This window comes from Vibrio sp. 03_296, from assembly GCF_002265885.1.
The window spans coordinates 150,496-172,339 of sequence record NZ_NPKW01000064.1 but is presented as its reverse complement, the minus strand read 5'-3'; the positions used below and the strand labels follow the sequence as shown (position 1 = coordinate 172,339).

Sequence of the window (21,844 nt, the reverse complement as noted above, 5' to 3'; positions counted from 1 at the left end):
AAACTGCTTTAGAGGTTTCACATAGCCTACTCAATATTGGCGGTACGTTTATCCATTGGGATTGGGTTACGCAATCGGATGAGGAAGGCTTAACGATGCAAAGAGCAGAAATGCTTTTAAAGCAGGCTGGCTTTGCAGACGTTTCCGTGACGCCCGCTTTCGAAATGCAGTTTGAAGGGGAGACACATTCTGTCTTTGTTGGTCAGGGGAAACGCTTAAGTTAGCCCACCAAGCTTCAAGACGCGACACCAAACTTAATATGCGAATGATGAAAGGCGAGCCAATAGTAGGGCTCGCCTTTTTCTGTTGCCGAGTTGGCGGCTTAATGCAAAGAAAAGCTTAGCGATAAGCTTGCGTAACGCGTTTGATTTCTTCTAGAGCCTCTGGGTTGGCGATCGCTCCGAGGTTTTTCACTTCTTCCCCATTCACCACTTGTTTTACCGCTAATTCGACCAACTTCCCTGAGCGCGTTTTGGGAATCTCCGAAATAGCAAAAATTTGGCTGGGAACGTGGCGTGGTGAACAGTGGTTTCTCAGCGTTGAACGGATTTGTTCTGCAATGCTATCGTTTAAGTCGAAGCCCGTCGCTGGTTTAACAAACAGCCAGATCTCTTCGCTACGGTTTTTCACTTTCCCCACGGCAATCGAATCGTCAATGCTGTTCAGTGCGTTCACTTGTTGATAGAGCTCCGCAGTGCCGATTCGAACGCCACCGGGGTTGAGTGTGGTGTCACTTCGCCCGTAAAAAACAAATCCACCATGATTTGTCATGATCACATCATCACCGTGATGCCACACATTGGGGTACTTGCTCCAGTATGATTGGTGATAACGCTCTCCATCATCGTGCCAAAAGCCCAACGGGTAGTTAGGCAGAGAGTTGGTACACACCAGTTCACCTCGTTGTTCAACGACTGGCTGTCCGGAGGTGTCGTAAACGGCGATAGAGACTCCTAAGCCTGCGTACTGTACTTCTCCACAGTAGACTGGCGAGATGGGATTACCCAGTACAAAACAGCCACAAATGTCTGTGCCACCAGAGATAGATGCAAGGTGAACATCGGACTTGATAGACGAATAGACAAAATCAAATTGCTCCGGATAGAGCACGGAACCCGTCGAACAGATCGTTTTTAATGTACTGAGATCATGGAATAGTGCTGGCTCGTAATGCGCATGTTGAATCGCTTCTAAGTATTTGGCTGAGGTGCCAAACAGTGTTACTTGGCAATCATCCACCATATCCCACAAAACCGATTGCTCTGGGTAAACGGGGCTACCGTCGTAGATCACCAGCGTTGCGCCACTGGCTAGTGTGGATACATGCCAGTTCCACATCATCCATCCACAGGTTGTGTAGTAAAAAACGCGATCATCAGGCTGAATATCGCAATGCAATTGATGTTCTTTTAGGTGATTGATAATGGTTCCGCCCACCGTGTGAATGATGCACTTTGGTTTGCCAGTGGTCCCGGAAGAGTAGAGGATAAACAAGGGCGAATTAAAAGGTACACGTTCGTAGATGATACCTTTGGCATCATAGTTTTCTATTATGGCAGCCCAAGTGGAGTAGTTGGTGTTGTAGTCCGTCTCGGGAGATTCCAAATACTCGATTTCACAAATATTGAGTAAGTCTGGTAGCTGTTCGGCGATTTTTCGGTTCTTTTCTGACATATCGAACGTTTTGCCATTGAACGAGTAACCATCGCAGCAAAACAGAATTTTTGGGTTCACTTGTCCTAATCGCTCGATAACGCTATCTGTACCAAAGTCGGGAGAAGTGGAGGTCCAAACCGCACCAAGACTGGTTGTTGCCAGCATAGCAATGACTGTTTCTGGCAAATAGGGAAGATAGCCAGCCACCACATCGCCTTTACCGACATCATTGCGAATTAACCATTGCTGCAAGATTGAAACTTGATCACACAGTTCTTGCCAAGAAAGACTGGATTCTTCATTCCGTTCATTCCGGAAGATAATGGATGGCTCTTGCGGTTTTTGGTAGGCGGAAGACAGTAAGTTTTCAGCGTAGTTGAGTTCTGCTTGAGGGAACCAAAGGTTGTCTCTTTGCGAAAAATAATTTCCCCATTTGGGCTTCCCTTCACCGACGATACAGTCGCCTTGGTAACCAATCACATCGCAGAAGGTCCAGATTTCCATCCAAAACTTTTTATTTTCGACAATCGACCACTGATGCAACTGTGCATAGTTTTCGATGGCTTCACCTTGCATGTTGATGTGTTCTATGAACTTTTTGAGGTTGCTGGTTGCAATTCTCTCTGGAGAAGGGGTCCAGATAGGGCTTGATGTTGGCATTGTTATTCTCATTGTTAACCATTCATTAACACAAATAAGTTTTATTCTATTTTGCTCAAAAGTCAAACAGTGAACGAGGATACATTTATTTGATATGTAAGGGTTTGAGATGGGTTTGTAAAGAAAATGTTACACCCTATTTTGCTGGCAAAAGCGTCAGTAGGATTGGAAGTGTTCAGTGCAAAAGATAGGCTTGTTGTAAATGGATTGTTAAATTGAGGTTGTGATGAGTCATTATCATTCAAAGCCCGTCGACTCCGAAGGATTCGTTGAGTGGACGGAAGAAGAAGATGCGATTTGGCAGGATCTGATCACCCGACAACTGAGCATGGTTCAGGGACGTGCCTGTTCTGCCTATATCGATGGATTAGCGCTACTCGATCTCCCAACCGATCGCGTTCCCCAGTTGCCGGAAATTAATCAAGTGCTTGCAGAGAGTACGGGTTGGAGTGTGGAGCCAGTCCCTGCTTTGATCAATTTCGACCGTTTTTTTAATCTGTTGGCTAACAAAAAGTTTCCAGTCGCGACGTTTTTACGAACCAGAGAAGAATTTGATTATTTGCAAGAGCCCGATTTTTTTCATGAAATCTTTGGTCACTGTGCGATGTTGACGAATCCTGATTTTGCCGCTTTTACGGAAACCTATGGCAAATTAGGCGAGCAGGCGACACCTAAGCAAAGAGCCTACCTCGCTCGTCTCTATTGGTTTACGGTCGAATTTGGTCTATTGAGAGAAGAGGGAGAGTTGAGGATTTATGGTGGCGGTGTTCTCTCATCTCCAGGTGAAACCGTGTATGCGCTGGAAGATGAACGCCCAGAACGAGCAAAGTTTGATATCCAAACGGTGCTTAGAACTCCCTATAGAATCGATATCATGCAACCCAAGTATTTTGTACTGGATGAAATTAACGCTCTTTTCAAATTGAGCAAAATTGATTTAATGAAAGAAGTCGAGTTTGCAATGAGTGCGGGCTTGCTTCCACCGCTGTTTGAACCAAAGGAAACTGTAGATGCTTGATGAGTTAAAATGCGAAGCTTGTAGTATCGACGCGATAGCGTTAACGACACAACAACAGCAAGAATTACTGCTAGAGTTGGAAGGGTGGCACCTGATGGAAAGAGAAGGTATTCCTCAACTTGAAAAAGTGTATAAATTTAAAAACTTTATGCAGGCTTGGCAGTTCAGTAATCAGGTTGCTGAGCTCGCTGAACAAGAGTTCCACCATCCTTCCATTTTACTTGAGTGGGGTAAAGTAACGGTGACATGGTGGAGCCATTCTATTAAAGGCTTACACAAGAATGATTTTATCTGCGCCGCGAAATGTGATCAGATCATTCGTTAACTGGTTGTTGATTTGAGGGTAACGTTTGTGTCCCAACCCTCACCAGCTTGATAGAGTATCCCTTCTCAGTAATCACAAGCGTGTGACTACTTTTCTCTATCAAGCTATTTTTTTTAGGGTAATCGTGCCAAACAATTGCTCTAACTCTTCCAAATTCATAGGCTTTGCAGTGAGGTAGCCTTGGATGTAATCACAATGGAATGTTTTGAGAATTTTTAACTGTTCAAGTGTTTCAACACCTTCTGCTACCACTGAAAGATCAATCGTATGAGCCATGTTGATGATCGCAAAACAGAGTTGGGCAGAACGGTGATGGACATCATCAACGTGCTTTACAAAACTGCGATCCATTTTGACTACGTCGATGGGGTATTGATTCAGCATCGCAAGTGATGAATAGCCCGTGCCGAAATCATCCAGTGAGATGGTAATGCCGAGTGCTTTGATCTTGTTCAGTACGTCGATTGTGGCTTTGCTATCGGATAATAAACTGGTTTCGGTGATCTCAATCCCTATCAACTCAGCGGGACAAGCAAAGCGCGCCAAATGGCTGTTAAGGCTGTATAAAACTTGTCCGTTGATAAACTGTTTCGCAGAAACGTTAATATTAAAACGTGGCAACTCTTGAGCGCAGTAACGCTCACTAAGCTGAGCGACGACATGGCAGGTACGTTCAATCACCCAGTCACCAATTTTGTTGATCAAACCTGCTTCTTCGGCAATCGGTACAAAGTCTGCGGGTGAAATCCAACCATTGTCTGGATGATACCAACGCAATAATACTTCAACGCTGATCAACTCTTCGCCATCATTGCTAAAAATGGGTTGGTATTTGAGGTGTAACTGTTCACGTTCAATCGCAAAAGAGAGCTCTTGCTCAAAAGTGAATCGTTTTGTGGCTTGAACAAACATATCGTTGTCGAAGAAAACCACTTTACTGTCTTCCGATTTTTTCGCTCGATACATTGCTGTATCGGCTTCACGCAAAATTTTTGCCAAGGTGTATGAGGAATCCGAAACCGTGGCAATTCCAACACTGACGCCGATTTGGCAAATTTTTTCTTCAATATTATAAGGTTCACAGATCAACTCTGCGTATCGGCGAGCAATGCGCGCGAGTGTTTCTTGGTTATGCAGGCCAGGTAAGCAGATGACAAACTCATCTCCGCCAAATCGATAACAGGAATCTTGTTTGCGGGCATTGAGAAGCAGCCGACTGGCGACTTGCTTTAAGACCAAATCCCCAATCAAATGTCCCATGGAATCATTGATGACTTTGAAGCGATCCAAATCAATAAAGAGAACGGAAAAGGCCTCGTCAGGGTCTTTGGCCAATTTTTCAAGCTTCTTGTTGATATAAGTATTGAGCGCATGTCGATTGTAAAGGCGGGTTAGGTTGTCTTCCACCGCTTGCTTTGCCAATGTACGGTTTTTTTCTTTAGCTAATCGTTTTGAAATCACCGTCCATTGTTGGTAGCGGTGGAGCCATAAACTAACCACAAGAGTCAGTAGAGTAACCAGAATAAAGGCACTGCCACCATAAAGTATGGGAGGTGATATAAGGTGCTGGGTGAGCTCTACTCGTTCCCATTCCCTATGAGATTCTATATGCCAAATGGCTAAGACACTGCAAGAGGCAAGGAGTATTCCTAATAGCCAAATACCAAAATAGACGTGACTAAATCGAGGTTTTTTCAAAAGAGCAGAACCTAATTAATAAATATATAAACAGCGTGAATGTTAAACGTAACGCTTAAGGTTGTAAATGATAGTCGTTATTAATAAAAAAAGCTGAGGTTTTAACGGGTTAGCTTGTGTTGGAATTGGTTTGAAACAATTTTCTATCTTCAACTCGATAGCATGGTTGCTGATAAGCATACTCACTGGGATAAATGGCTTGAAAAGGGATGACAAAGCGATTAGTTTTTGACTCTTTAATCACGCTGTACAGGAAGGATAATGAGTTTAAAGGATTTACTGGCTAAGTTAGCTGAAACGCCCGAAGCTGTGGAGTTTCAAGAGGTTATTGATGTTATTGATAGCCATTATGTATTTGTGCCTGCGGCATTTCAAAATGGCGACACACATAACGAAGCGGGCCAAAACAATGGCTCATGTAAGATATTTTCTTTCGCACAATTGAATGAGCTAAACGAAGAACAAACGCTTGCGTGTTTTGGCCGCTATTACCGTCATGATGTATTGTTGCATCCCGAGAATGATGACCATCAAAATATTCGCAATTTCATACGTTTTGGTTGGTCAGGTGTTCAGTTTGACACGCCGGCACTAACAGAAAAGTAGCGACATGAGCGCCGATTGTTTAGGCAATCGGTGCTTTCTCTAAACAGCGTCGACAAAGGCATAGACCTTTGCTAGACACGCTCACTTCTCTTTCTTCTAAGTCAAAACACCAACAGTGTGTTTTTCCCTGGGCAATATCACATTGCGTTGGCTTCGTACAGCTTGGGCACTCGTGGGTAGCGGTACGGCCATCGAGCTGAGCCACAATCTCTTCTCTTTGCAGATCGTTGAATCGAGACCAGTTGGCTATCTCGGTGACTGTGCGCAGGCAACCTTCGCAGATGCCATTATTGTTTTTACAGGCTGCAACACAGGGGGTCTTCATGAATTTCTGTCCTTGGTGGTCATTGCCGGCTAATGGTAAGCTTGACGCGCAATAAATTAAAGGACCAGAACATGCTTGCCAAAGAAAATCTCATTAAGTTAGCGCGAATTCAAATGCCATTTGGGAAATATGCGGGAAGGGTGTTGATTGATTTGCCTGAAGAGTACTTACTTTGGTTTGCACGCAAAGACGAGTTCCCGCAAGGAGAACTCGGTGAGTTAATGCAGCTCTGTCTTGCGCTCAAAATTGAAGGATTGGATAGTGTTGTTAAACCCCTCAAGCGCGAATTTGATTGACGTTTATTGCTTAATTACAAGCTCGGTGTAACCGGTCTTTTCGTCCCAAGCTCGCTCAAAACACAACGCAGGGTAGGCGTGAACAATTAGCTCAACGGTGGTATCAACGAGGCAACCTTCGAGTAGGTGTCCACCGTACACACGACCGTGTTCATCCGCAATAGCAAGATGAACATGCTGATGCTCAGGGGTCAAGGTGGCAGTAATGGCGACAATTTCAAAACATGCTTGCTGTTGGAACTCACTTTTCGTGCCAGCCAACCTCAGTTTCACTTCGCTTAGGCAGCCAGTACAGGCCGCTATACTTCCCGCAGTGATGTTATGCTCTATAACGATATTGGCAATCTCGCGTTTTAAGTCTGCGCCATATTCTAAGCGTTTTGCGATGACGTTGATGCTCATTGACGTGAATCCAACTTGATGAGCGCGAGCAGCGTCTGCAGCGCGATTTCTAAATCATCATAGCGTTTCGTTTTGCCCATAACGCGCATTCCTTGCATTTGGTTAAGGATCAGTTTTGCCAGAGAGTCTGCCGGAACATTGTTCGTAATTTGTTGACTTTTTTGACCATTCTCTATGGCATTCGTCAATACTTCAAGCAGGTGATCAAACAAGCGGTGGCCTTTCTTTAGTACTTCATCGTCATCACCAGCGTGCTCAACCAGCGCATTTTGCATAAAGCAACCGCAGCTTCTTTCCCTTTGAATTTGAGCAAAATGATTTAAGAAAGCTTCAAGCTCAGCAAGCGAAGCATTAGGCTGGCTTACATCACTTAAAGAAGGAAAGGAGATCGATGTTAAGTACATCTCAAGCGCTTCGTAATACAGCTGCTGTTTGTCACCAAATGTGTTGTATAAACTGAATCGGTTTATTTTGAGCTCATCAACCAAATCTGAAATGGCGGTGCTGGCGTAGCCTTTCCTCCAGAAGAGATCCATAGCTTCTAGTAGCTTATCGTCTCGATTGAAATTTGCCTTTCGTGCCATAACAAAACCTTAATGGATAAAAATTATTCTTGACTGAACGTTTAGAAAACACGTACATTCTAACCTAAACGATCGTTCTGAAAAAGAGAAAGGACTAAAAATGAAACTGTATGAAACAGAAATGACCCCGAGTTGTCGCCGAGTAACGCTATTTTTGGCTGAAATTGGTGCAAGTGTTGAACGTGTTCAGCTCAACGTAAGAGAAGGTGATAACCTCAAACCCGAATTTTTGCAGAAAAGCGTCAATGGTAAAGTGCCGATGCTTGAGCTGGACGATGGCACTACGCTGTGTGAAAGCGTGGCGATTTGTCGTTATTTTGATGAGATTCATCCAAATGAAATGGCGCTGTTTGGGCGTGACGCTTTAGAAAAAGCACAAGTCGAAATGTGGCACCGTGTTGTCGAGTTTCAAGGTCTCTACGCTGCATTCCAAGCTTTTCGCAATATTACGGCTATATATCAAGACAGAGAAACGTGCGTGGAAGCATGGGGCGTAGAATCTAAAAAACGTGTTGAGGCATTTTTGCCAGTATTGGAAAAGCGCCTTTCTGAAAGCACTTATGTTGCGACCGAACACTTTACGATTGTTGATATCACCGCGTTCATTTTTGTTACGTTTGCTGTAAAAGGGCTTGAGCTTGCGGTTTTTGAACAGTTCAGCCACATTCAGAAGTGGTATGAGCAAGTCTCCAACAGAGCGGCATTCCAGCCTTTGTAATTCGGTGTACTTGTACGAAACCTAAAATGGCCAAAGCGTCACCCGCTTTGGCCATTTTTGTCGGCACATTAGCCTCTAAAGTCGGTACTGTCGACTTGCTGCAGCAGTTCGTTTGCCTTTTTCATCGCGTTGCGTGCACTGACTGATTGGCGTTTTCTCAACAGCATATCTGAAAACTTCAGATACTTGTTGGCAGTTTGAAAACGCAGATCAGAGATGTTTGGGAAATTTGGTGGGAAATCCTTGGCGAGGTTATCGATATCGGCCACCAACTGATCGAGAGAGTTAACGGTTGTGGCGCTTTCAAGCTTTTTATGTAACGAGGAAAACTTGTGCCCATAAAGAACCTGCGCTGCATCATAGGGGTATATAGCCTGCTCTCCATTTTCTTCCGCTTGTTTCCATTTCTCCATGGCAATGACGGCTGAATTCACTTCTTTAGCATGTAACAATCTTTGCTGTGAAGCTTCATGAGTACTAAAAAACGTCTCGCCTATCGCCAGCAGTTCTGTGAGTGAAATAGAGTTACGCTGCTCAATAGCGTCAATAAGATTTTGCTCAAATACTTCCAAGGCCAGTGATGATGGAGTGAGCGGATAGTTCTTTTGAATGGAATTCAAATCATTGTTGAGATCAACGATCGATTTTCCATCCTGCTTCGCATCGTATTGACCTTTTTCGAGCACAGCGTTGATGTGTCTTTCAATTGACAACAACGTTGAACGCTTACTCGAGCGCATATCAAGGTTGAGTAATTCAAGCTTGTGGGAATCTGGGTAGTAGATGGCTGCGTGCTTTAGGACAGATTCGACTTGATCGTAATCTGGATATTCGTTATTGCTTTGGTTAAGAATTTCATCGATCTGTTGCTCAAATTTCGCGAGAAGCGTTTGTTTGTGATGCCGCAGTAATCCGGCTCTTAAAACCGGATGGATGGTATCGGATGCGCTAAGCTCAAAGACGGATTCAGGCTGGCTATTAATGATCTGTTGCTGCGTTTGTAGCGAATGAGTCAATTGGCGATTGGCCTCTTCCAACTGGACGATCTGCGAGTTTAAGTGATACGCAACACCAAAAGAGGTGGATAAACCGAGAACAATCAATGCAGCTATTGCATATTTTGAGCGATTATTTTGGTTGAGTCTCTGTTTCAGCGACTCGGCAGTGAGTTTGTACTGACCACTAGTGTCGGTGAGAATCGTTTTAATATCGGGCCATAGGGCATTTGGAAAACCAGAGGGTTTCTTTAGTGGAATCGCATTTTTCTTAGCCAAATCGATAGGGGTACGATTATAGGGGTGCTTGCAAGAAAGGAGTTCGTATGCAATGCACGCAAACGCAAACAGATCGTCCTGCCTGCATGGCTTATTGCCACTAATGATGTTGAGGGACGCATAATTTGGGGTATATCCCAATACTTGATGATCATCGACTTTACGCTTGGCGGCGTACTGATCTTGTTTGAGGCGCTCAGTTTTTGACACACCAAAGTCGAGTAATTTCACAGTACCGTCTGAATCGATCATGATGTTAGCCGGTTTTAGATCTGCGTGTACGATATCAAGCGAATGAGCATATATCAGAGCGTCGAGTATTTGGTTTAGTAGGACTTTGGCATTAGGAAACGCCAAGCCATTGGGTCTGGAACGCTGGATCAATTGTTCGATGGTCTCTCCATCTAAGTATTCCATCACAATAAAATAAATTTTGTTATCGACGCCAAAATCAAAAACGCGAATGATGTTGGGGTGACTCAAGGTTTGAGTATGCTGCGCCTCTCGGATAAGCATTCGTGCAGTCTCTGGCTGGTCGATGTATTCGTGTTGCAATACTTTGAGTGCAACAAAAGGACTAGCAACTCCAGATGATTCAAGAACTTTATCTTTGGCTCGGTAGACGTCACATAGGCCACCATGCCCAATTAGGCTATCAATCACGTAACGATTTTTAACTAAATGGCCTTTCTCTAGAGTTTGATAGCTGGGCGAACTGTTTTCTCCCGTCACAGCGATGTTTACCTCTGTTCTTGTTGAGGGGTGAGCTGTGTTTGATTCGGGTCTTTTAGTGTGAGATTTGTCGTTAATATTGTCTTCTTTATTTATTTCTTTAACACTAACTGGTTCTATTTTACTTTTTTCTACATTCTTTTCCGGACCAATTTTTTGTGAACGCGCAATAAATTTAGTCTTGTCATTTTTCTCTTCTTGCGTGTTTTTATTCTCATTATCAACTGACATATACAACCCCTAAAACGGTAAAGAGTGACATCATATACTCAAAAAAGTTTGATTTGTCTGCGAATTAAAAGCTTTCGTACTAATTAACAGAGGACTAATTCTTTGTAACATTAGTTCTCACTAAAAATTTGAACTGTGTTCTATATTTGTTTTGTTGCATGATTTTGGCTTTGTGTTAAATCAGCAAAATGCTCATTATCGCAAGCAATAAATATATCTAAAGTAGTAGTGCATTCTAATATCGAAAACAAAATTGAGTTTTAACTTTTGGTTTTTGTTGATAAATGCATTATTAATAAAGTGGCTAGAGGATGTTATGGGAATAGTGCTTTCGATTACTAGTTTCCACCGTTTTACACCAGAAATAAAAAGTGTGTATTCAATACCAACAAACGAAGAACACTTTTGTATGAAATTTGGGCGCTCTGAGAGCTGTGATTGGGTATTACCTGATCCTGAAAGAATTATTTCTGGTGTTCATGGTGAAATAACTAAGTTTGGTAATGATTATCTACTTAGAGATCTCTCTACAAATGGCATTTTTGTTAATAAGTCAGTTAGCCCAGTAGGAAATGGTGTCGAGGTGGCTTTAAGTGATAAAGATATTATTAATTTTGGAGAGTATGAAATCGAAGTATCGTTTAAAAATAGCGAAAACCATAACGTAACCCGAAGCCAAATCCACACGAATACTCTCTCACCACGTGAAGTCAATAAAGAGTCAGTCAGTGGTAATGATAATTTTATGGATTTTGGTTTTGATGCAAACCTATTTTTGGCCGAAGAAGAAAAGCAGCATCAAAATCTATCGCCAGAATTAGGTGATTTGGATGATTTTCTCGATGCTCCCATATTAAGCCCCCACATAGAGCCGACTCAGAAAGAAGAGAGAGCGAACGACTATCCTCGTGATGAGAAAGTGGCTAAGCGATGTGAACGTGTTGATTCGGATTTGAATGCTTTTCTCAAGGGGGCTGGTATCGATTTAAGCTTAGTTCCAGAACAGGAAAGAGAGCAATGGTTTAATCGATTAGGTCGCTCTTACTCTCTTATGTTAGAAGGTCTAATGCAGACATTGCATAATCGTGCAGAGTTCAAACAGGCGAACAAATTAAACCATACCTCTTTTCAGAAAAAGGAAAATAATCCTCTTAAGTTTTCGGCGAGTTTAGAAGACGCAATTCACAATCTATATAACAGACGCAGTGCGAGTTTTCTCTCACCGGAAGCCGCAATTCAATCTGCATTTAATGATATAGAAGCTCATGAAAAAGCAATGATAGAAGGTGTTCATGGCGCGGTATCTGGGGTGTTACGTCTGCTTGAACCGAATACCATATCTGGACACCTCTCTCAAAGTGAACAAAATGGATTGACATCAATATTTTCGCAACTCGATAAAAAACGATGGAAGAAGTATGAAGATATCTATTTTCAAATAAGAAATGAGATTGACGTTGATGAAAAAGGATTTTATTTGGAAGATTTTTCCAAATCTTATGAATCGTCAATAAGAAAAGTGGGGAGAGAATAAATGAAATCCATAGCAAAAGTAATTACCACAATAATAGTGTTTTTATTAATGGGTTGCAGTGCGGCCAATATGGTTGTTTCTCCCTATTCAAATTTGGAAATAAAGACAGGGTTCAATGTCAATCCAGATATGAATGGCAGACCTTCACCCGTCGTGGTTTATGTCCTTGAACTCACCTCTGATACCTTATTTACGAGTCAAGACTTCTTCTCTCTCTATGAAAATACAGCTCAAACGCTAGGCCCAGATCTGGTGAACAAAACAGAATTGTATCTTTCCCCAGGCCAAAACACACTTTATGAATCTACGATGAAACCAAGTGTTGAATATATTGGCATTGTAGTGGCATATCGAGACATCGAAAATGCAAATTGGCGCAAGGTGATAAAGGTCGATCGCAAGGGCTATAACACCTACGAGCTTTCACTAGATGAATTGTCTTTGGCTATAAAATAATAACAACGTTGGCAGGATATTAAATGAGTGTTTATTCACCGATTGTTTGGAGTGAAGGGATGTTTCTGCGTCCTCAACACTTTCAGCAACAAGAGCGAGCGTTGTCTCATGAATACAAAGGTCTAACGCGTTTAGTGGGTTGTTATTCCCGAGGAATTGAATCGTTTTCTCTCGACAAAGAACAGTTGAAAGAAGGGGTTGTATTGCTAACGGAGTGTGTTGGAATTTTCTCCGATATGACATTCGTCAACATACCGACTAAAGAGCAGCTTCCTGAGCCACTCAAAATTGAGCCAGGGATTGAAAATACTTTGGTTCAGCTTGTGATACCTGCAGAAAAATCCCAAGGTCAAAACGTTTCCCATTCCGAGACTTCAACGGTAACGCGCTATAAGGTGGTTGATCACACCTTAACCGACAGCGTGTCTGGTGATGAAGAAGTACTTCAACTCGCTGCGCTTAAGTGCGAGTTAAAGGCAACCAATGACAATTTGCCCGGCTATGTCTCTTTGCCACTGGTGAAAATTCGTCATGTTGGTAGCGAAGGTCAAGTCATTCTTGATGAAGAGTTCGTACCACCTTTCCTTAATGTACACCATAGTTCGCTGCTTACCCGTTATCTGAATAACGTTTTAGCCATGATCAAAATTAGGGCAGATGCCATTGCAGGCCGTCTCGGACAAGGCAAGTCAGCCTCCTCCTCTGCAGTAGATTTCATTATGCTACAAATGCTGAATCGCTATGAGGCTAACTTAAGACATTTATCGAAAGGGAGTGAGCTTCATCCATATGAGTTAGCGACGGCCTTATTGAGCTTAATTGGCGAGCTGTCCACTTTTTCGAGTAAAAATAAGCGAGTCCCTAAGCTTCCCGAATACCAACACAGTAATTTGGGGCCTGTCTTTTCAGAGATGAATCAAATCCTAAGCCAATATCTGAGTGTAGTGTTGGAGCAAACTGCGACCAAGATGCCCTTGGATATTCGCCAGTTTGGGATTCGCGTTACACCATTACCAGATAAAAGTTTGCTTTCACTTTGTCAATTTGTATTGGCCGTTAAAGCCGATGTCTCAGCCGATGAAATTAGAAAAAAGTTACCAGGACAAATCAAAGTTGGACCCGCAGAGAATATTCGCGACCTTATCAATAATCAGATCAATGGTATTGCCGTTTCGCCACTGAATGTGGTGCCAAGACAGATGCCTTACGCAGCAGGCTACGTCTATTTTGAGCTGGTTAAACAAGGTGCTTATTGGGCCCGTTTAAATGAAAGCGGGGGAATGGCATTTCATGTCTCTGGTAATTACCCAGGGTTAGAAATGGAGCTTTGGAGTATTAACCAATAAGTGAAGCTATGGACGAAACGATTGTAAAACCAACCCCTGGGCGTAAAAAAGCACCGCAGTCGACACCTGTTGCATCGCTTGAAAGCGATAATACGGTTCTCTTTACGCAAAATAGTAAAGAAACACGTGAAACGAGTATCGTCGCGTTTGGCAATAACGTACTGCTGGCAGAAGCGAATGTCATTGTTTCCTTGCTGGGTCAAATCAGAGCGACGGCCACGCACAGTGATGTCAAACAGTTACGTGAAGCATTTGTGCAAAAAATGCGTGACTATGAAAACCGGTTGAGGTTACAAGGCGCAAATAGTAAGCAGATCGATATCGCACGCTACTGTTTATGTTGTGCTATCGATGAAGCAGTCCTGAATACAGAATGGGGAAGTCAATCCGTTTGGGGACACAACTCGTTATTGTCGACATTCTATTCCAATACTCAAGGCGGTGAGCAGTTCTTCATACATCTCGATGAAAGCCTCGCCGAACCCAATAAGCACTTAGATCTGCTAGAAGTCATGTATATCTGCATGAGCTTAGGTTTTTTGGGGCAATTTCGAATTCGAGAAAATGGAATCGAGCAACATCGTTCCTTAAAAAACCGCGTAATGGATGTTCTTAAATCGCACGGTCGGGACTACAGTCCTTCACTCAACGATGATGCGTTAGCTAAAGTATTGGTTGGTGAGCAGATCGCAGAAAAAGCACCATTGTGGGTAGTATTATCAATTACCGCAGCTGTGTTAGTCAGCGTGTACATGTACTTGAGTTATAGCCTAAACGAAAAATCCGATCAGACCTTTAGTCAGTTACTGAATTTAGTGCCGAGCAAAGAGATAGAGAACCAAAGTGCGGATTATATTTCGTCTCTTGCCGTAGCAAATCAAATCCAACGTTCGTTGGCAACGGAAATAGAAATGGGTTTGCTAAAAGTCGATGCATTACCTGATAGAGTGCGTATTACTTTTCAGTCCAATGATCTGTTTGAATCGGGCAGTGCGGAGCTCGTCGCGCATATATTCCCTGTGGTTTCAAAAGTGGCCAGAGCACTCGAGGCGACCAATGGAAAAATATTGGTTGTCGGGCATACCGATAATAACCCCATTTTTACCAGTAAATTCCCTTCTAATTGGCATTTATCTCTCGCCAGAGCGACAGCGCTTACCGATCGCTTAGCATCAGCAGGCAAATTGAGTGGGCGTGTCATTCCAGAAGGTATGGGAGATGCGAGACCTTTGGTATCAAATGAAACCGCAGAAGGAAAAAGCATCAACCGTAGAGTCGAAATCGATCTCCTAGTACAAACCCAATCGAAAATGGATGCAAACAATGGCAAAGATTAAACGTTTATTGGGGCAAAAATGGCTGATTCGCTTGATTGGGCTTGGGGCAATTTCAATTTTTATTTGGTTTGTCGGACCATTGATCGCGATAGCAGGCATAGAGCCACTGAAATCAGACTTTAACCGTTTGTTGGTTATTGTCGTTTTAGTCTTTATCTGGGGCGTGACGAACGTTGTCCGTCAACAGAAGGAGCGAAAGGAACAAGACGAAAGCATCCAAAGCCTATTAGAGGTGGATGCCCTGACCGATAAAGAAGCGGCGGCAGAAATAGACGTCATGCGCGAAAGAATCGAGAAGGCGATTCAAGTCGTGACGAAAGGTGGAAAGCGTAAGAGCCATCTCTACCAGTTGCCTTGGTACGTACTTATTGGACCTCCTGGAACAGGTAAAACGACGGCATTAAAAGAATCGGGTCTCGAGTTTCCTCTGTCAGACTCAATGGGCGTTGACTCGGTTTCTGGTATTGGCGGTACGAGAAATTGTGATTGGTGGTTTACCAATAAAGCGGTGTTGATTGATACGGCTGGCCGGTACACCACTCAAGATAGCCAAGCACATGTCGATTCAAAAGCATGGTATGGATTCTTAGGCTTATTAAAGCAATACCGTAAACAGCGTCCCATTAATGGTGCGATTGTTACAGTCAGCATCGCCAGTATGCTCACACAAACTCGCACCGAACGAGGCATGCATGCAAGAGCGATAAAAAATCGGCTACAAGAGCTGAAAAATCAATTGGGTATGCAATTCCCAATCTACGTTGTGTTGACTAAGGCTGATCTCATTGCGGGTTTTAGTGAGTTTTTTACGGAGCTGACCAAGGAAGAGCGTGAGCAGTTATTAGGCTTTATGTTTCCGCCCTCAACAGAAGACGAACGAGGCGTCATCTATCTATTTAACAAAGAGTTTCATGACTTACTGGAGAGGCTTGATCGTCGCATGATGCAAAGGCTTGAAACGGAGCATGACCTTGACAAGCGATCTTTAATTTTTGAATTTCCAAAACAATTGCGTTGTCTTCAAGCGAATCTAGACGAGTTTCTTAACGACATTTTTGCCCAAAACAAGTTTGAAGAATCTTCAATGATTCGCGGCGTCTTTATTGTGAGTTCATTGCAAGAAGGCATGCCGGTTGATCGTATCATGTCTGAAACATCCCAAGGGCTTGGGTTGGGCAAACCTCTACTGCGGTTAAGTTCCAAAGAATCAAGCAGCTATTTTGTAAAAAACTTGTTTGAAAACGTCATCTTTAAAGAGCAGTTTTTAGGGACGGTCAATCGTCATCATCAAAAGCAAAGTGGTTGGATCCGAAAAGGCGTCTACTGCTCGTGCCTAGCGCTGTCTGGAGCTGCGATCACTCTGTGGATGATGAGTTATCAGTGGAACAATCAACTCATTGATGAAACGGATCGTCAAGTGGCTGTGGTGAATGACTTGCTCGTTAAGTCTGGCCTGGACTTCGAAAATGACTTGATCCCCTCGATAAACATTCTCAATCACATCATGCGTTTTCCTATGGGTTATGGACAGCAAGACGAAGAGAGAGATCGTGTGACATCATTTGGTTTGTTTCAAGGTGAGAAAATCGGCCAATCAGCTAAGAGTGCTTATCACCAAGCACTGACAAATTACTATTCATCCTATGTTGAATCGGTACTTCTCAGTGAAATGAAGAACAATGAACAACACCGAGAATATCTGTACGAAACACTCAAAACATATTTGATGCTCTTCAACGATGACAAATTTGAGCGTGAACATGTTCTTGGTTGGTTCAATTATTTCTTTGAAAGGCAGTATCCCGGCGAACTGAATCAAGAGTTAAGAGAGCAACTCTACGCTCATACCGAAAACTTTTTGTCGCAGGCAGACAGAGGCTTATATATCAACAACGATTCAGTAACCGCAGCCAGATTGGTTCTAACAGAAATGTCGTTGTCGGAAAGGGCCTACCAGAGAATGAAACTCCAGTTCCTTAAAAGTCATGTGCCTTCATTCCGTTTAACGGACGTTCTAGGGGCAAGAGGAGTTGAGCAATTTGAGCGAAAAAGTGGTAAGCCATTGTCCATGGGGATTTCCGGTTTCTACACGTACAACGGTTTCCATAGCATCTTCCAATTACAACTGGGTCGTATGGTAAAAGCCTTGATGGAAGAAAACTGGGTGTATGGGGATGAGATTGACGCGCAGAACATCGACCATGATCTCGCTTTGCAAGGCGTGAGAGAGCGCTACTATCGTGACTATGTCTATGAATGGAAGACGCTGCTCAATGACATCCAACTCAAAGCGGCACCAAGTTTGAAATTGAGTTTAGAACAGAGTATGGCATTAGCGGGCTCTGAGCGACCAATTGAATCGCTGCTTAAAGCGGTACAAAAAGAGGTGGCATTAACGAAAGTTTCGCTAAGCAACAACGAAAAAGCGGCCGCTGAAGTCGCTGGTAAAGTCGCCAAAGTAAAATTTTCAAATACGGCGGACAAACTTGATTTGTATCGTCCGGAAGAGGGGAGTTCGTTTGATATTGCGCTTCCCGGGAAAGAAGTGGAAGCCGAGTTTGACGATCTTGTCAGGATGACAGACCAAGACTTCGACGATATTCACCTCGCATTGAGCGGTTTAAAAAGTTATTTGGCCGATCTCTCTAGCTCAGGAAACAATCAGAAAGTCGCCTACAAGAGTATCTTAAATGGCACTGTGACAGGAGAAGTTGCCGCGTCAATTGAACATGCTAAACAGCTTTTACCCGCTCCGTTCAACAACTGGCTAGGCGAACTTTCCGAGGAATCGGTCAAGTTGGCGGAAAAAGGATCGCGATCTCACCTTAACACGCTATGGGTTAACAAGGTTCTTAAACCTTATGAGCGCAGCATCAAAGGCAGGTATCCGTTTGAGCCAAGAGCGAAAACAGAAGTGACGTTAAAGGACTTCAGTCGATTCTTTGGCTACGGCGGAACACTTGATGCGTTCTTTGTCGAGTACTTGGAACCGTTTGTCGATACGTCGAGAAGCGTGTGGCGCTTCGAGAAGGAAATCGGTGTTAGTCAAGAAACACTCGCCGTATTCCAACGAGCAGATCGCATCCGACAGTCATTTTTTGAACTCGACAATACACTAAAAGTCGATTTTGCAATGAAACCGATATACCTAGACCAACATATAACCAGCTTTGTACTGGAAGTTGGGGGGCAGAATCTTGCATACCGACATGGGCCAGCAAGAGTAAAAAATCTGTCTTGGCCAGCGAAGCGTTCAGCAACAAGAGTGGTTTTCACACCACCCGATTCGATTCGTGAAATTGCTTATACCTATGAAGGTGAATGGGGCATTTTTAAGTTGCTTGATCAATCTTTGAAAGCAAGGCCGCAATCTCGCAAAGACAACATCGTCATGATTGATTTGAAAGGCAACAAAGTTCAACTGGAGTTGATTCCTAAAAGTACGATGAACCCATTTTGGTCGAGTGATATGGAGAGTTTCCGATGTCCGCAAACGCTATAACACCAAGCTGGGGCTTTATAGGCAAAATTCCTGCAAAAGGGGATTTTATCAAGCAAGACTTGCCAAAACCTTTTGCGGATCTTTTCCACGATTGGCAGCAGGCGATTATCGCCGTTAGCAAAGAACAGCTACAGGAAACATGGCAAAGCCATTTTCTAAACGCCCCAATTTGGCATTTCGCATTGGACAGTGGTGTTACCAATGACGCCACGATCATCGGAACGATGATTCCTAGCGTCGATGCCGCTGGACGGTACTTCTTCTTTACATTAGCCAGGCCCGTTCTTGGTGATGCCGTGAGCTATTGGAGCTGTCGAGATTGGGCCAACGAATCGCAAGAGCTGGCGTTAACCGTGCTGGACGATCATTTTACCTTCGACGTTTGGCGTCAGAATCTACAGTCCGGTACAGAGTTAATTAACGCTATTTCGGCAGAAACGTTACCGGTTTCCCAAAAGAAACTGAGTGGGGAAAACCTCTTTATTAAGGAACATACAGAAACCAATGTGATGAGTTTGCTCTCTCATGTTGTTCGACAGCAGTTCCCTAAGCCGTGCTACTGGTGGACGGATGGTAATGATGCCATCGAGCCGATGATGCTCGTCATGGATGGTTTACCACAAATTGGCAAATTTGCCGCAATGTTGGATGGACAATGGCAGAAATGGAATTGGTAACGGTGATCGAATGAGTTGGAGTTTCTTTACATTTTCCAAGACACACGCAGGTAAAGTCCGCCCTTACAACGAGGATGCGTTGTTGGATATGACCGCAAGGCGTGTATGGGTTGTTGCCGATGGCATGGGGGGGCACTCAGCCGGTGATGTTGCGAGCCAAATGCTTGTCGATCGCATTGAAAGATTTGTTCTCGACACGCCGGATTTTGGTATCGATGAATTGCGTCAGATGATCGACGTGGCCAATAGGGAAATTTTCCAGTACGCCCAAGTCCACCTAGATGGCAAAACCATGGGTTCAACTGTTGTGCTGTTGTTCTTACAGGAAGGTTATTTCCATTGTTTGTGGGTTGGTGATAGTCGCATTTACCTACTCAGAGACAATCATTTGGTACAAAAGACACGAGATCACAGCCAAGTGATGGAGTTAGTTGAGCAGGGACTGCTCGCGGAAGAAGACGCAGAAAATCATCCTTTAGCCAACGTGATAACAAGGGCGGTTGGCGTTGAAGAGACAGTGAGAATTGACCAACAGTCGGGGCAGCTACTTCATGGCGATCAGTTTTTACTTTGCAGTGACGGTTTGACCAAAGAGCTTAGTAATAGCGAAATACATCAGATTATGTGTGCAGACTCGGTTAATCAGTCTGGTCTTGCTCTTCTTCACGCTGCGTTAGTGCGGGGGGCAAATGACAATGTTACGTGTGCATTGATCAAAGTGGCCAAAGAAAAGCAATTGGTTCAAGAGGGCGTGTCTCATTCCTCTGATGCAACGGTGCCCGTCTATGCAAGAAGGAGGGGGTAATGAGTCATCACGATGAAGACTTCACTTGGTTTGAGCCTGCCTTACTGCCAATTTCTGACGAGCAGCCAGCAGGTGTGGATCCAAGAAGTGATATTACGCCTCAGTCACTCTATTACCGACTGAAAGATCAGAGAATGCAGGCACGAAATATTGAGCGAAATGCCATTATTGAAGAAGAGCCTATTCTTAACTATGCCAACCTCTGGCAAGTGTTTCTTGATGAAGTTCCGCAGGCGCTGACGTCACAAACCAAAGATCTAGAATACGTGGCATGGCTTATCGAAGCGTTAACTCGCCTTGATGGTTTCAAAGGAATGGCGGTTGGCTATGAACTGGCCACGTACTACTTAGAAAATTATTGGGCAGTTCTGTATCCAATGCCGGATGAAGATGGCCTAGAGACAAGAATTTCGCCCATCATCGGCTTGAATGGCATTGATAATGAGGGGACGCTTATTTTCCCGTTATCGTGCATACCCTTGACCGAAGGGTTGTCAGAACAACCGTATGCGTATTGGGAGTATCAACAAGCTTTGGACTTGGAGCGCTGTGATGAGGATAAGAAACGAGCCAAACGCGATCAGGGTGTCCCCGAGTTATCTGACATTACCCAAGCCGTCAAATCATCGAGCAGTCAGTTCTACCAAAGACTGATAGAGGATCTAAATAGAGCGATAAGTTCTTTTGAGCGATTTTCGCAAGCTTTGGATAGTGCGTGTGAAGAAGTTACCCCCAGTTCCTACATTTCTCGAAAATTAGATGCAATACACTCGGCAATTATGCATTTGGCGAGTGACAAAATGATCAAGGTTTCAAACGAAACGAATTCAGATGAACCATCGAACTCTACCTCCAGTCACGAAGGCGAGAACGATGGACGAGGGCAGGGCGAAGCCAACTTTCAGTTATTGGCCGCCAATACGCACTCTCGTGAACAGGCCATAGTGCAATTGCAGCGAGTGGCTGATTTTTTTCGTGAAACAGAACCACATTCACCCGTTTCATACACGATTGAACAAGTGATTCGATGGTGTGGAATGTCTTTGCCAGAACTCCTGGCAGAGCTTATTTCCGATGGAGACGCCAAGAAAGGCTATTTCCGTTTGGTTGGCATAGCAGACAAAAATGAGTAATTAAAGGGAGAACGATATGACTAGTATCCACTCGAAATTATCGCGAGTACGGAAGCCACGTGTTCATATTACCTATGATGTTGAAACAGAAGGCACATCACTGAAGAAAGAACTTCCGTTTGTAGTGGGTGTGATGGGGGATTTTGCTGGCCAAAATACTGAAGCCCTCAAACCACTAAAAGACCGTCGTTTTATTCAAATTGATCGAGACAACTTTGATGATGTTCTCAAGAAAATGAGCCCATCAGTGGAGTTTAAAGTGAAAAACACGATGGTGGATGACGGAACGGAATTTGCGGTCAACCTACAGTTCCAATCGATGAAGGATTTCGAACCTGCCTCGATTGTTAGACAAGTTGATCCGCTGCGTCAATTGATGGACACGCGCAATAAATTGCGTGACCTAATGACGAAAGTTGACCGTTCAGAAGAGCTAGAAAATGTGCTTGAAGCGGTTTTGAACAACACCGACAACCTATCTAAATTGGCTGATGAACTCAAGTTAGGCCAAGAAGAGAAAGCGGAGTAA

At 43.7% G+C, this 21,844-nt stretch carries 20 protein-coding genes and 1 pseudogene; 15 read left to right on the top strand and 6 right to left on the bottom strand.

Going from position 1 to position 21,844, the window contains the following annotated elements; translation table 11 throughout:
• A pseudogene (locus CIK04_RS08370) lies at positions 1–224 on the top strand (SAM-dependent methyltransferase); the annotation flags it as partial.
• 115 nt (positions 225–339) lie between these two features.
• Here the strand turns inward: CIK04_RS08370 and CIK04_RS08365 are convergent.
• Positions 340–2,316: an acetoacetate--CoA ligase gene (locus tag CIK04_RS08365; RefSeq protein WP_176463303.1), complete on the bottom strand. Its 1,977-nt coding sequence runs from the start codon at positions 2,314–2,316 to the stop codon at positions 340–342.
• A gap of 226 nt (positions 2,317–2,542) precedes the next feature.
• Between CIK04_RS08365 and phhA the strand changes: the two genes are divergently transcribed.
• Together phhA and CIK04_RS08355 are read left to right on the top strand one after the other, a co-directional pair.
• Positions 2,543–3,334 carry a phenylalanine 4-monooxygenase gene (phhA, locus tag CIK04_RS08360; RefSeq protein ID WP_053542478.1) on the top strand — a complete coding sequence of 264 codons (792 nt, stop codon included), beginning with the start codon at positions 2,543–2,545 and terminating at the stop codon, positions 3,332–3,334.
• A complete protein-coding gene (locus CIK04_RS08355; protein WP_011081408.1) occupies positions 3,327–3,659 on the top strand; it encodes a 4a-hydroxytetrahydrobiopterin dehydratase in 333 nt (110 codons plus the stop codon). The genes phhA and CIK04_RS08355 overlap by 8 nt, the downstream gene beginning before the upstream one ends.
• Before the next feature lie 99 nt (positions 3,660–3,758).
• On the opposite strand, the gene CIK04_RS08350 is transcribed toward CIK04_RS08355, so the two are convergent.
• Complete coding sequence (locus CIK04_RS08350) at positions 3,759–5,357, bottom strand: bifunctional diguanylate cyclase/phosphodiesterase (RefSeq protein ID WP_225460600.1); 1,599 nt, start codon at positions 5,355–5,357, stop codon at positions 3,759–3,761.
• A gap of 261 nt (positions 5,358–5,618) precedes the next feature.
• On the opposite strand from CIK04_RS08350, the gene CIK04_RS08345 reads away from it, so the two are divergent.
• Complete coding sequence (locus CIK04_RS08345; protein WP_039546686.1) at positions 5,619–5,963, top strand: HopJ type III effector protein; 345 nt, start codon at positions 5,619–5,621, stop codon at positions 5,961–5,963.
• Between the two features lie 19 nt (positions 5,964–5,982).
• Here CIK04_RS08345 and CIK04_RS08340 read toward each other — a convergent pair whose 3' ends face one another.
• A complete protein-coding gene (locus CIK04_RS08340) occupies positions 5,983–6,288 on the bottom strand; it encodes a cysteine-rich CWC family protein (protein ID WP_080533744.1) in 306 nt (101 codons plus the stop codon).
• A gap of 71 nt (positions 6,289–6,359) precedes the next feature.
• Here CIK04_RS08340 and CIK04_RS08335 point away from each other — a divergent pair, with 71 nt between their 5' ends.
• On the top strand, positions 6,360–6,584 hold the full coding sequence (locus CIK04_RS08335) for a DUF3820 family protein (RefSeq protein ID WP_038941152.1): 225 nt from the start codon (positions 6,360–6,362) through the stop codon (positions 6,582–6,584).
• 3 nt (positions 6,585–6,587) lie between these two features.
• On the opposite strand, the gene CIK04_RS08330 is transcribed toward CIK04_RS08335, so the two are convergent.
• Positions 6,588–6,986 carry a PPC domain-containing DNA-binding protein gene (locus tag CIK04_RS08330; RefSeq protein ID WP_097352331.1) on the bottom strand — a complete coding sequence of 133 codons (399 nt, stop codon included), beginning with the start codon at positions 6,984–6,986 and terminating at the stop codon, positions 6,588–6,590.
• Entirely contained in the window at positions 6,983–7,570 is a 588-nt protein-coding gene (locus CIK04_RS08325; RefSeq protein WP_039546683.1) for a TetR/AcrR family transcriptional regulator, read from the bottom strand. Before CIK04_RS08325 ends, CIK04_RS08330 begins: the two co-directional genes overlap by 4 nt.
• A gap of 100 nt (positions 7,571–7,670) precedes the next feature.
• Between CIK04_RS08325 and CIK04_RS08320 the strand changes: the two genes are divergently transcribed.
• A complete protein-coding gene (locus CIK04_RS08320) occupies positions 7,671–8,288 on the top strand; it encodes a glutathione S-transferase (RefSeq protein WP_038941149.1) in 618 nt (205 codons plus the stop codon).
• A 68-nt stretch (positions 8,289–8,356) separates the two neighbouring features.
• Here CIK04_RS08320 and CIK04_RS08315 read toward each other — a convergent pair whose 3' ends face one another.
• On the bottom strand, positions 8,357–10,525 hold the full coding sequence (locus tag CIK04_RS08315) for a serine/threonine-protein kinase (RefSeq protein ID WP_097352332.1): 2,169 nt from the start codon (positions 10,523–10,525) through the stop codon (positions 8,357–8,359).
• Positions 10,526–10,841: 316 nt separating this feature from the next.
• Here CIK04_RS08315 and tagH point away from each other — a divergent pair, with 316 nt between their 5' ends.
• From tagH to tssB, 9 genes are read left to right on the top strand one after another with little or no spacing between them, the layout of a single operon-like run.
• Positions 10,842–12,059 (top strand): type VI secretion system-associated FHA domain protein TagH, encoded by a 1,218-nt coding sequence (gene tagH / locus CIK04_RS08310; RefSeq protein WP_097352333.1) that lies wholly within the window; start codon positions 10,842–10,844, stop codon positions 12,057–12,059.
• Positions 12,060–12,515 carry a type VI secretion system lipoprotein TssJ gene (gene tssJ / locus CIK04_RS08305; RefSeq protein WP_039537655.1) on the top strand — a complete coding sequence of 152 codons (456 nt, stop codon included), beginning with the start codon at positions 12,060–12,062 and terminating at the stop codon, positions 12,513–12,515. It abuts the gene before it with no gap.
• Positions 12,516–12,538: 23 nt separating this feature from the next.
• Positions 12,539–13,861 carry a type VI secretion system baseplate subunit TssK gene (tssK, locus tag CIK04_RS08300; protein WP_039546677.1) on the top strand — a complete coding sequence of 441 codons (1,323 nt, stop codon included), beginning with the start codon at positions 12,539–12,541 and terminating at the stop codon, positions 13,859–13,861.
• 8 nt (positions 13,862–13,869) lie between these two features.
• Complete coding sequence (tssL, locus tag CIK04_RS08295; RefSeq protein ID WP_097352334.1) at positions 13,870–15,198, top strand: type VI secretion system protein TssL, long form; 1,329 nt, start codon at positions 13,870–13,872, stop codon at positions 15,196–15,198.
• Complete coding sequence (gene tssM, locus CIK04_RS08290; RefSeq protein WP_097352335.1) at positions 15,176–18,700, top strand: type VI secretion system membrane subunit TssM; 3,525 nt, start codon at positions 15,176–15,178, stop codon at positions 18,698–18,700. The genes tssL and tssM overlap by 23 nt, the downstream gene beginning before the upstream one ends.
• Entirely contained in the window at positions 18,682–19,377 is a 696-nt protein-coding gene (gene tagF / locus CIK04_RS08285) for a type VI secretion system-associated protein TagF (protein WP_039537668.1), read from the top strand. Before tssM ends, tagF begins: the two co-directional genes overlap by 19 nt.
• A gap of 10 nt (positions 19,378–19,387) precedes the next feature.
• Entirely contained in the window at positions 19,388–20,182 is a 795-nt protein-coding gene (locus tag CIK04_RS08280; protein ID WP_026130879.1) for a PP2C family serine/threonine-protein phosphatase, read from the top strand.
• On the top strand, positions 20,182–21,315 hold the full coding sequence (gene tssA, locus CIK04_RS08275; protein ID WP_097352336.1) for a type VI secretion system protein TssA: 1,134 nt from the start codon (positions 20,182–20,184) through the stop codon (positions 21,313–21,315). The genes CIK04_RS08280 and tssA overlap by 1 nt, the downstream gene beginning before the upstream one ends.
• Positions 21,316–21,331: 16 nt before the next feature.
• Entirely contained in the window at positions 21,332–21,844 is a 513-nt protein-coding gene (gene tssB / locus CIK04_RS08270; protein ID WP_011081391.1) for a type VI secretion system contractile sheath small subunit, read from the top strand.

What these genes read in the sequence shown, in the direction of transcription:
- CIK04_RS08335 (WP_038941152.1), top strand. Translation starts at nt 6,360, where the DNA reads ATGCTTGCCAAAGAAAATCTCATTAAGTTAGCGCGAATTCAAATGCCA.
- tssA (WP_097352336.1), top strand. Translation starts at nt 20,182, where the DNA reads ATGAGTCATCACGATGAAGACTTCACTTGGTTTGAGCCTGCCTTACTG.
- CIK04_RS08365 (WP_176463303.1), bottom strand. Translation starts at nt 2,316, where the DNA reads ATGCCAACATCAAGCCCTATCTGGACCCCTTCTCCAGAGAGAATTGCA.
- CIK04_RS08330 (WP_097352331.1), bottom strand. Translation starts at nt 6,986, where the DNA reads ATGAGCATCAACGTCATCGCAAAACGCTTAGAATATGGCGCAGACTTA.
- CIK04_RS08340 (WP_080533744.1), bottom strand. Translation starts at nt 6,288, where the DNA reads ATGAAGACCCCCTGTGTTGCAGCCTGTAAAAACAATAATGGCATCTGC.
- tagH (WP_097352333.1), top strand. Translation starts at nt 10,842, where the DNA reads ATGGGAATAGTGCTTTCGATTACTAGTTTCCACCGTTTTACACCAGAA.
- CIK04_RS08280 (WP_026130879.1), top strand. Translation starts at nt 19,388, where the DNA reads ATGAGTTGGAGTTTCTTTACATTTTCCAAGACACACGCAGGTAAAGTC.
- tssB (WP_011081391.1), top strand. Translation starts at nt 21,332, where the DNA reads ATGACTAGTATCCACTCGAAATTATCGCGAGTACGGAAGCCACGTGTT.
- phhA (WP_053542478.1), top strand. Translation starts at nt 2,543, where the DNA reads ATGAGTCATTATCATTCAAAGCCCGTCGACTCCGAAGGATTCGTTGAG.
- tssJ (WP_039537655.1), top strand. Translation starts at nt 12,060, where the DNA reads ATGAAATCCATAGCAAAAGTAATTACCACAATAATAGTGTTTTTATTA.
- CIK04_RS08320 (WP_038941149.1), top strand. Translation starts at nt 7,671, where the DNA reads ATGAAACTGTATGAAACAGAAATGACCCCGAGTTGTCGCCGAGTAACG.
- CIK04_RS08355 (WP_011081408.1), top strand. Translation starts at nt 3,327, where the DNA reads ATGCTTGATGAGTTAAAATGCGAAGCTTGTAGTATCGACGCGATAGCG.
- tssK (WP_039546677.1), top strand. Translation starts at nt 12,539, where the DNA reads ATGAGTGTTTATTCACCGATTGTTTGGAGTGAAGGGATGTTTCTGCGT.
- CIK04_RS08325 (WP_039546683.1), bottom strand. Translation starts at nt 7,570, where the DNA reads ATGGCACGAAAGGCAAATTTCAATCGAGACGATAAGCTACTAGAAGCT.
- CIK04_RS08315 (WP_097352332.1), bottom strand. Translation starts at nt 10,525, where the DNA reads ATGTCAGTTGATAATGAGAATAAAAACACGCAAGAAGAGAAAAATGAC.
- tagF (WP_039537668.1), top strand. Translation starts at nt 18,682, where the DNA reads ATGTCCGCAAACGCTATAACACCAAGCTGGGGCTTTATAGGCAAAATT.
- tssM (WP_097352335.1), top strand. Translation starts at nt 15,176, where the DNA reads ATGCAAACAATGGCAAAGATTAAACGTTTATTGGGGCAAAAATGGCTG.
- CIK04_RS08345 (WP_039546686.1), top strand. Translation starts at nt 5,619, where the DNA reads ATGAGTTTAAAGGATTTACTGGCTAAGTTAGCTGAAACGCCCGAAGCT.
- tssL (WP_097352334.1), top strand. Translation starts at nt 13,870, where the DNA reads ATGGACGAAACGATTGTAAAACCAACCCCTGGGCGTAAAAAAGCACCG.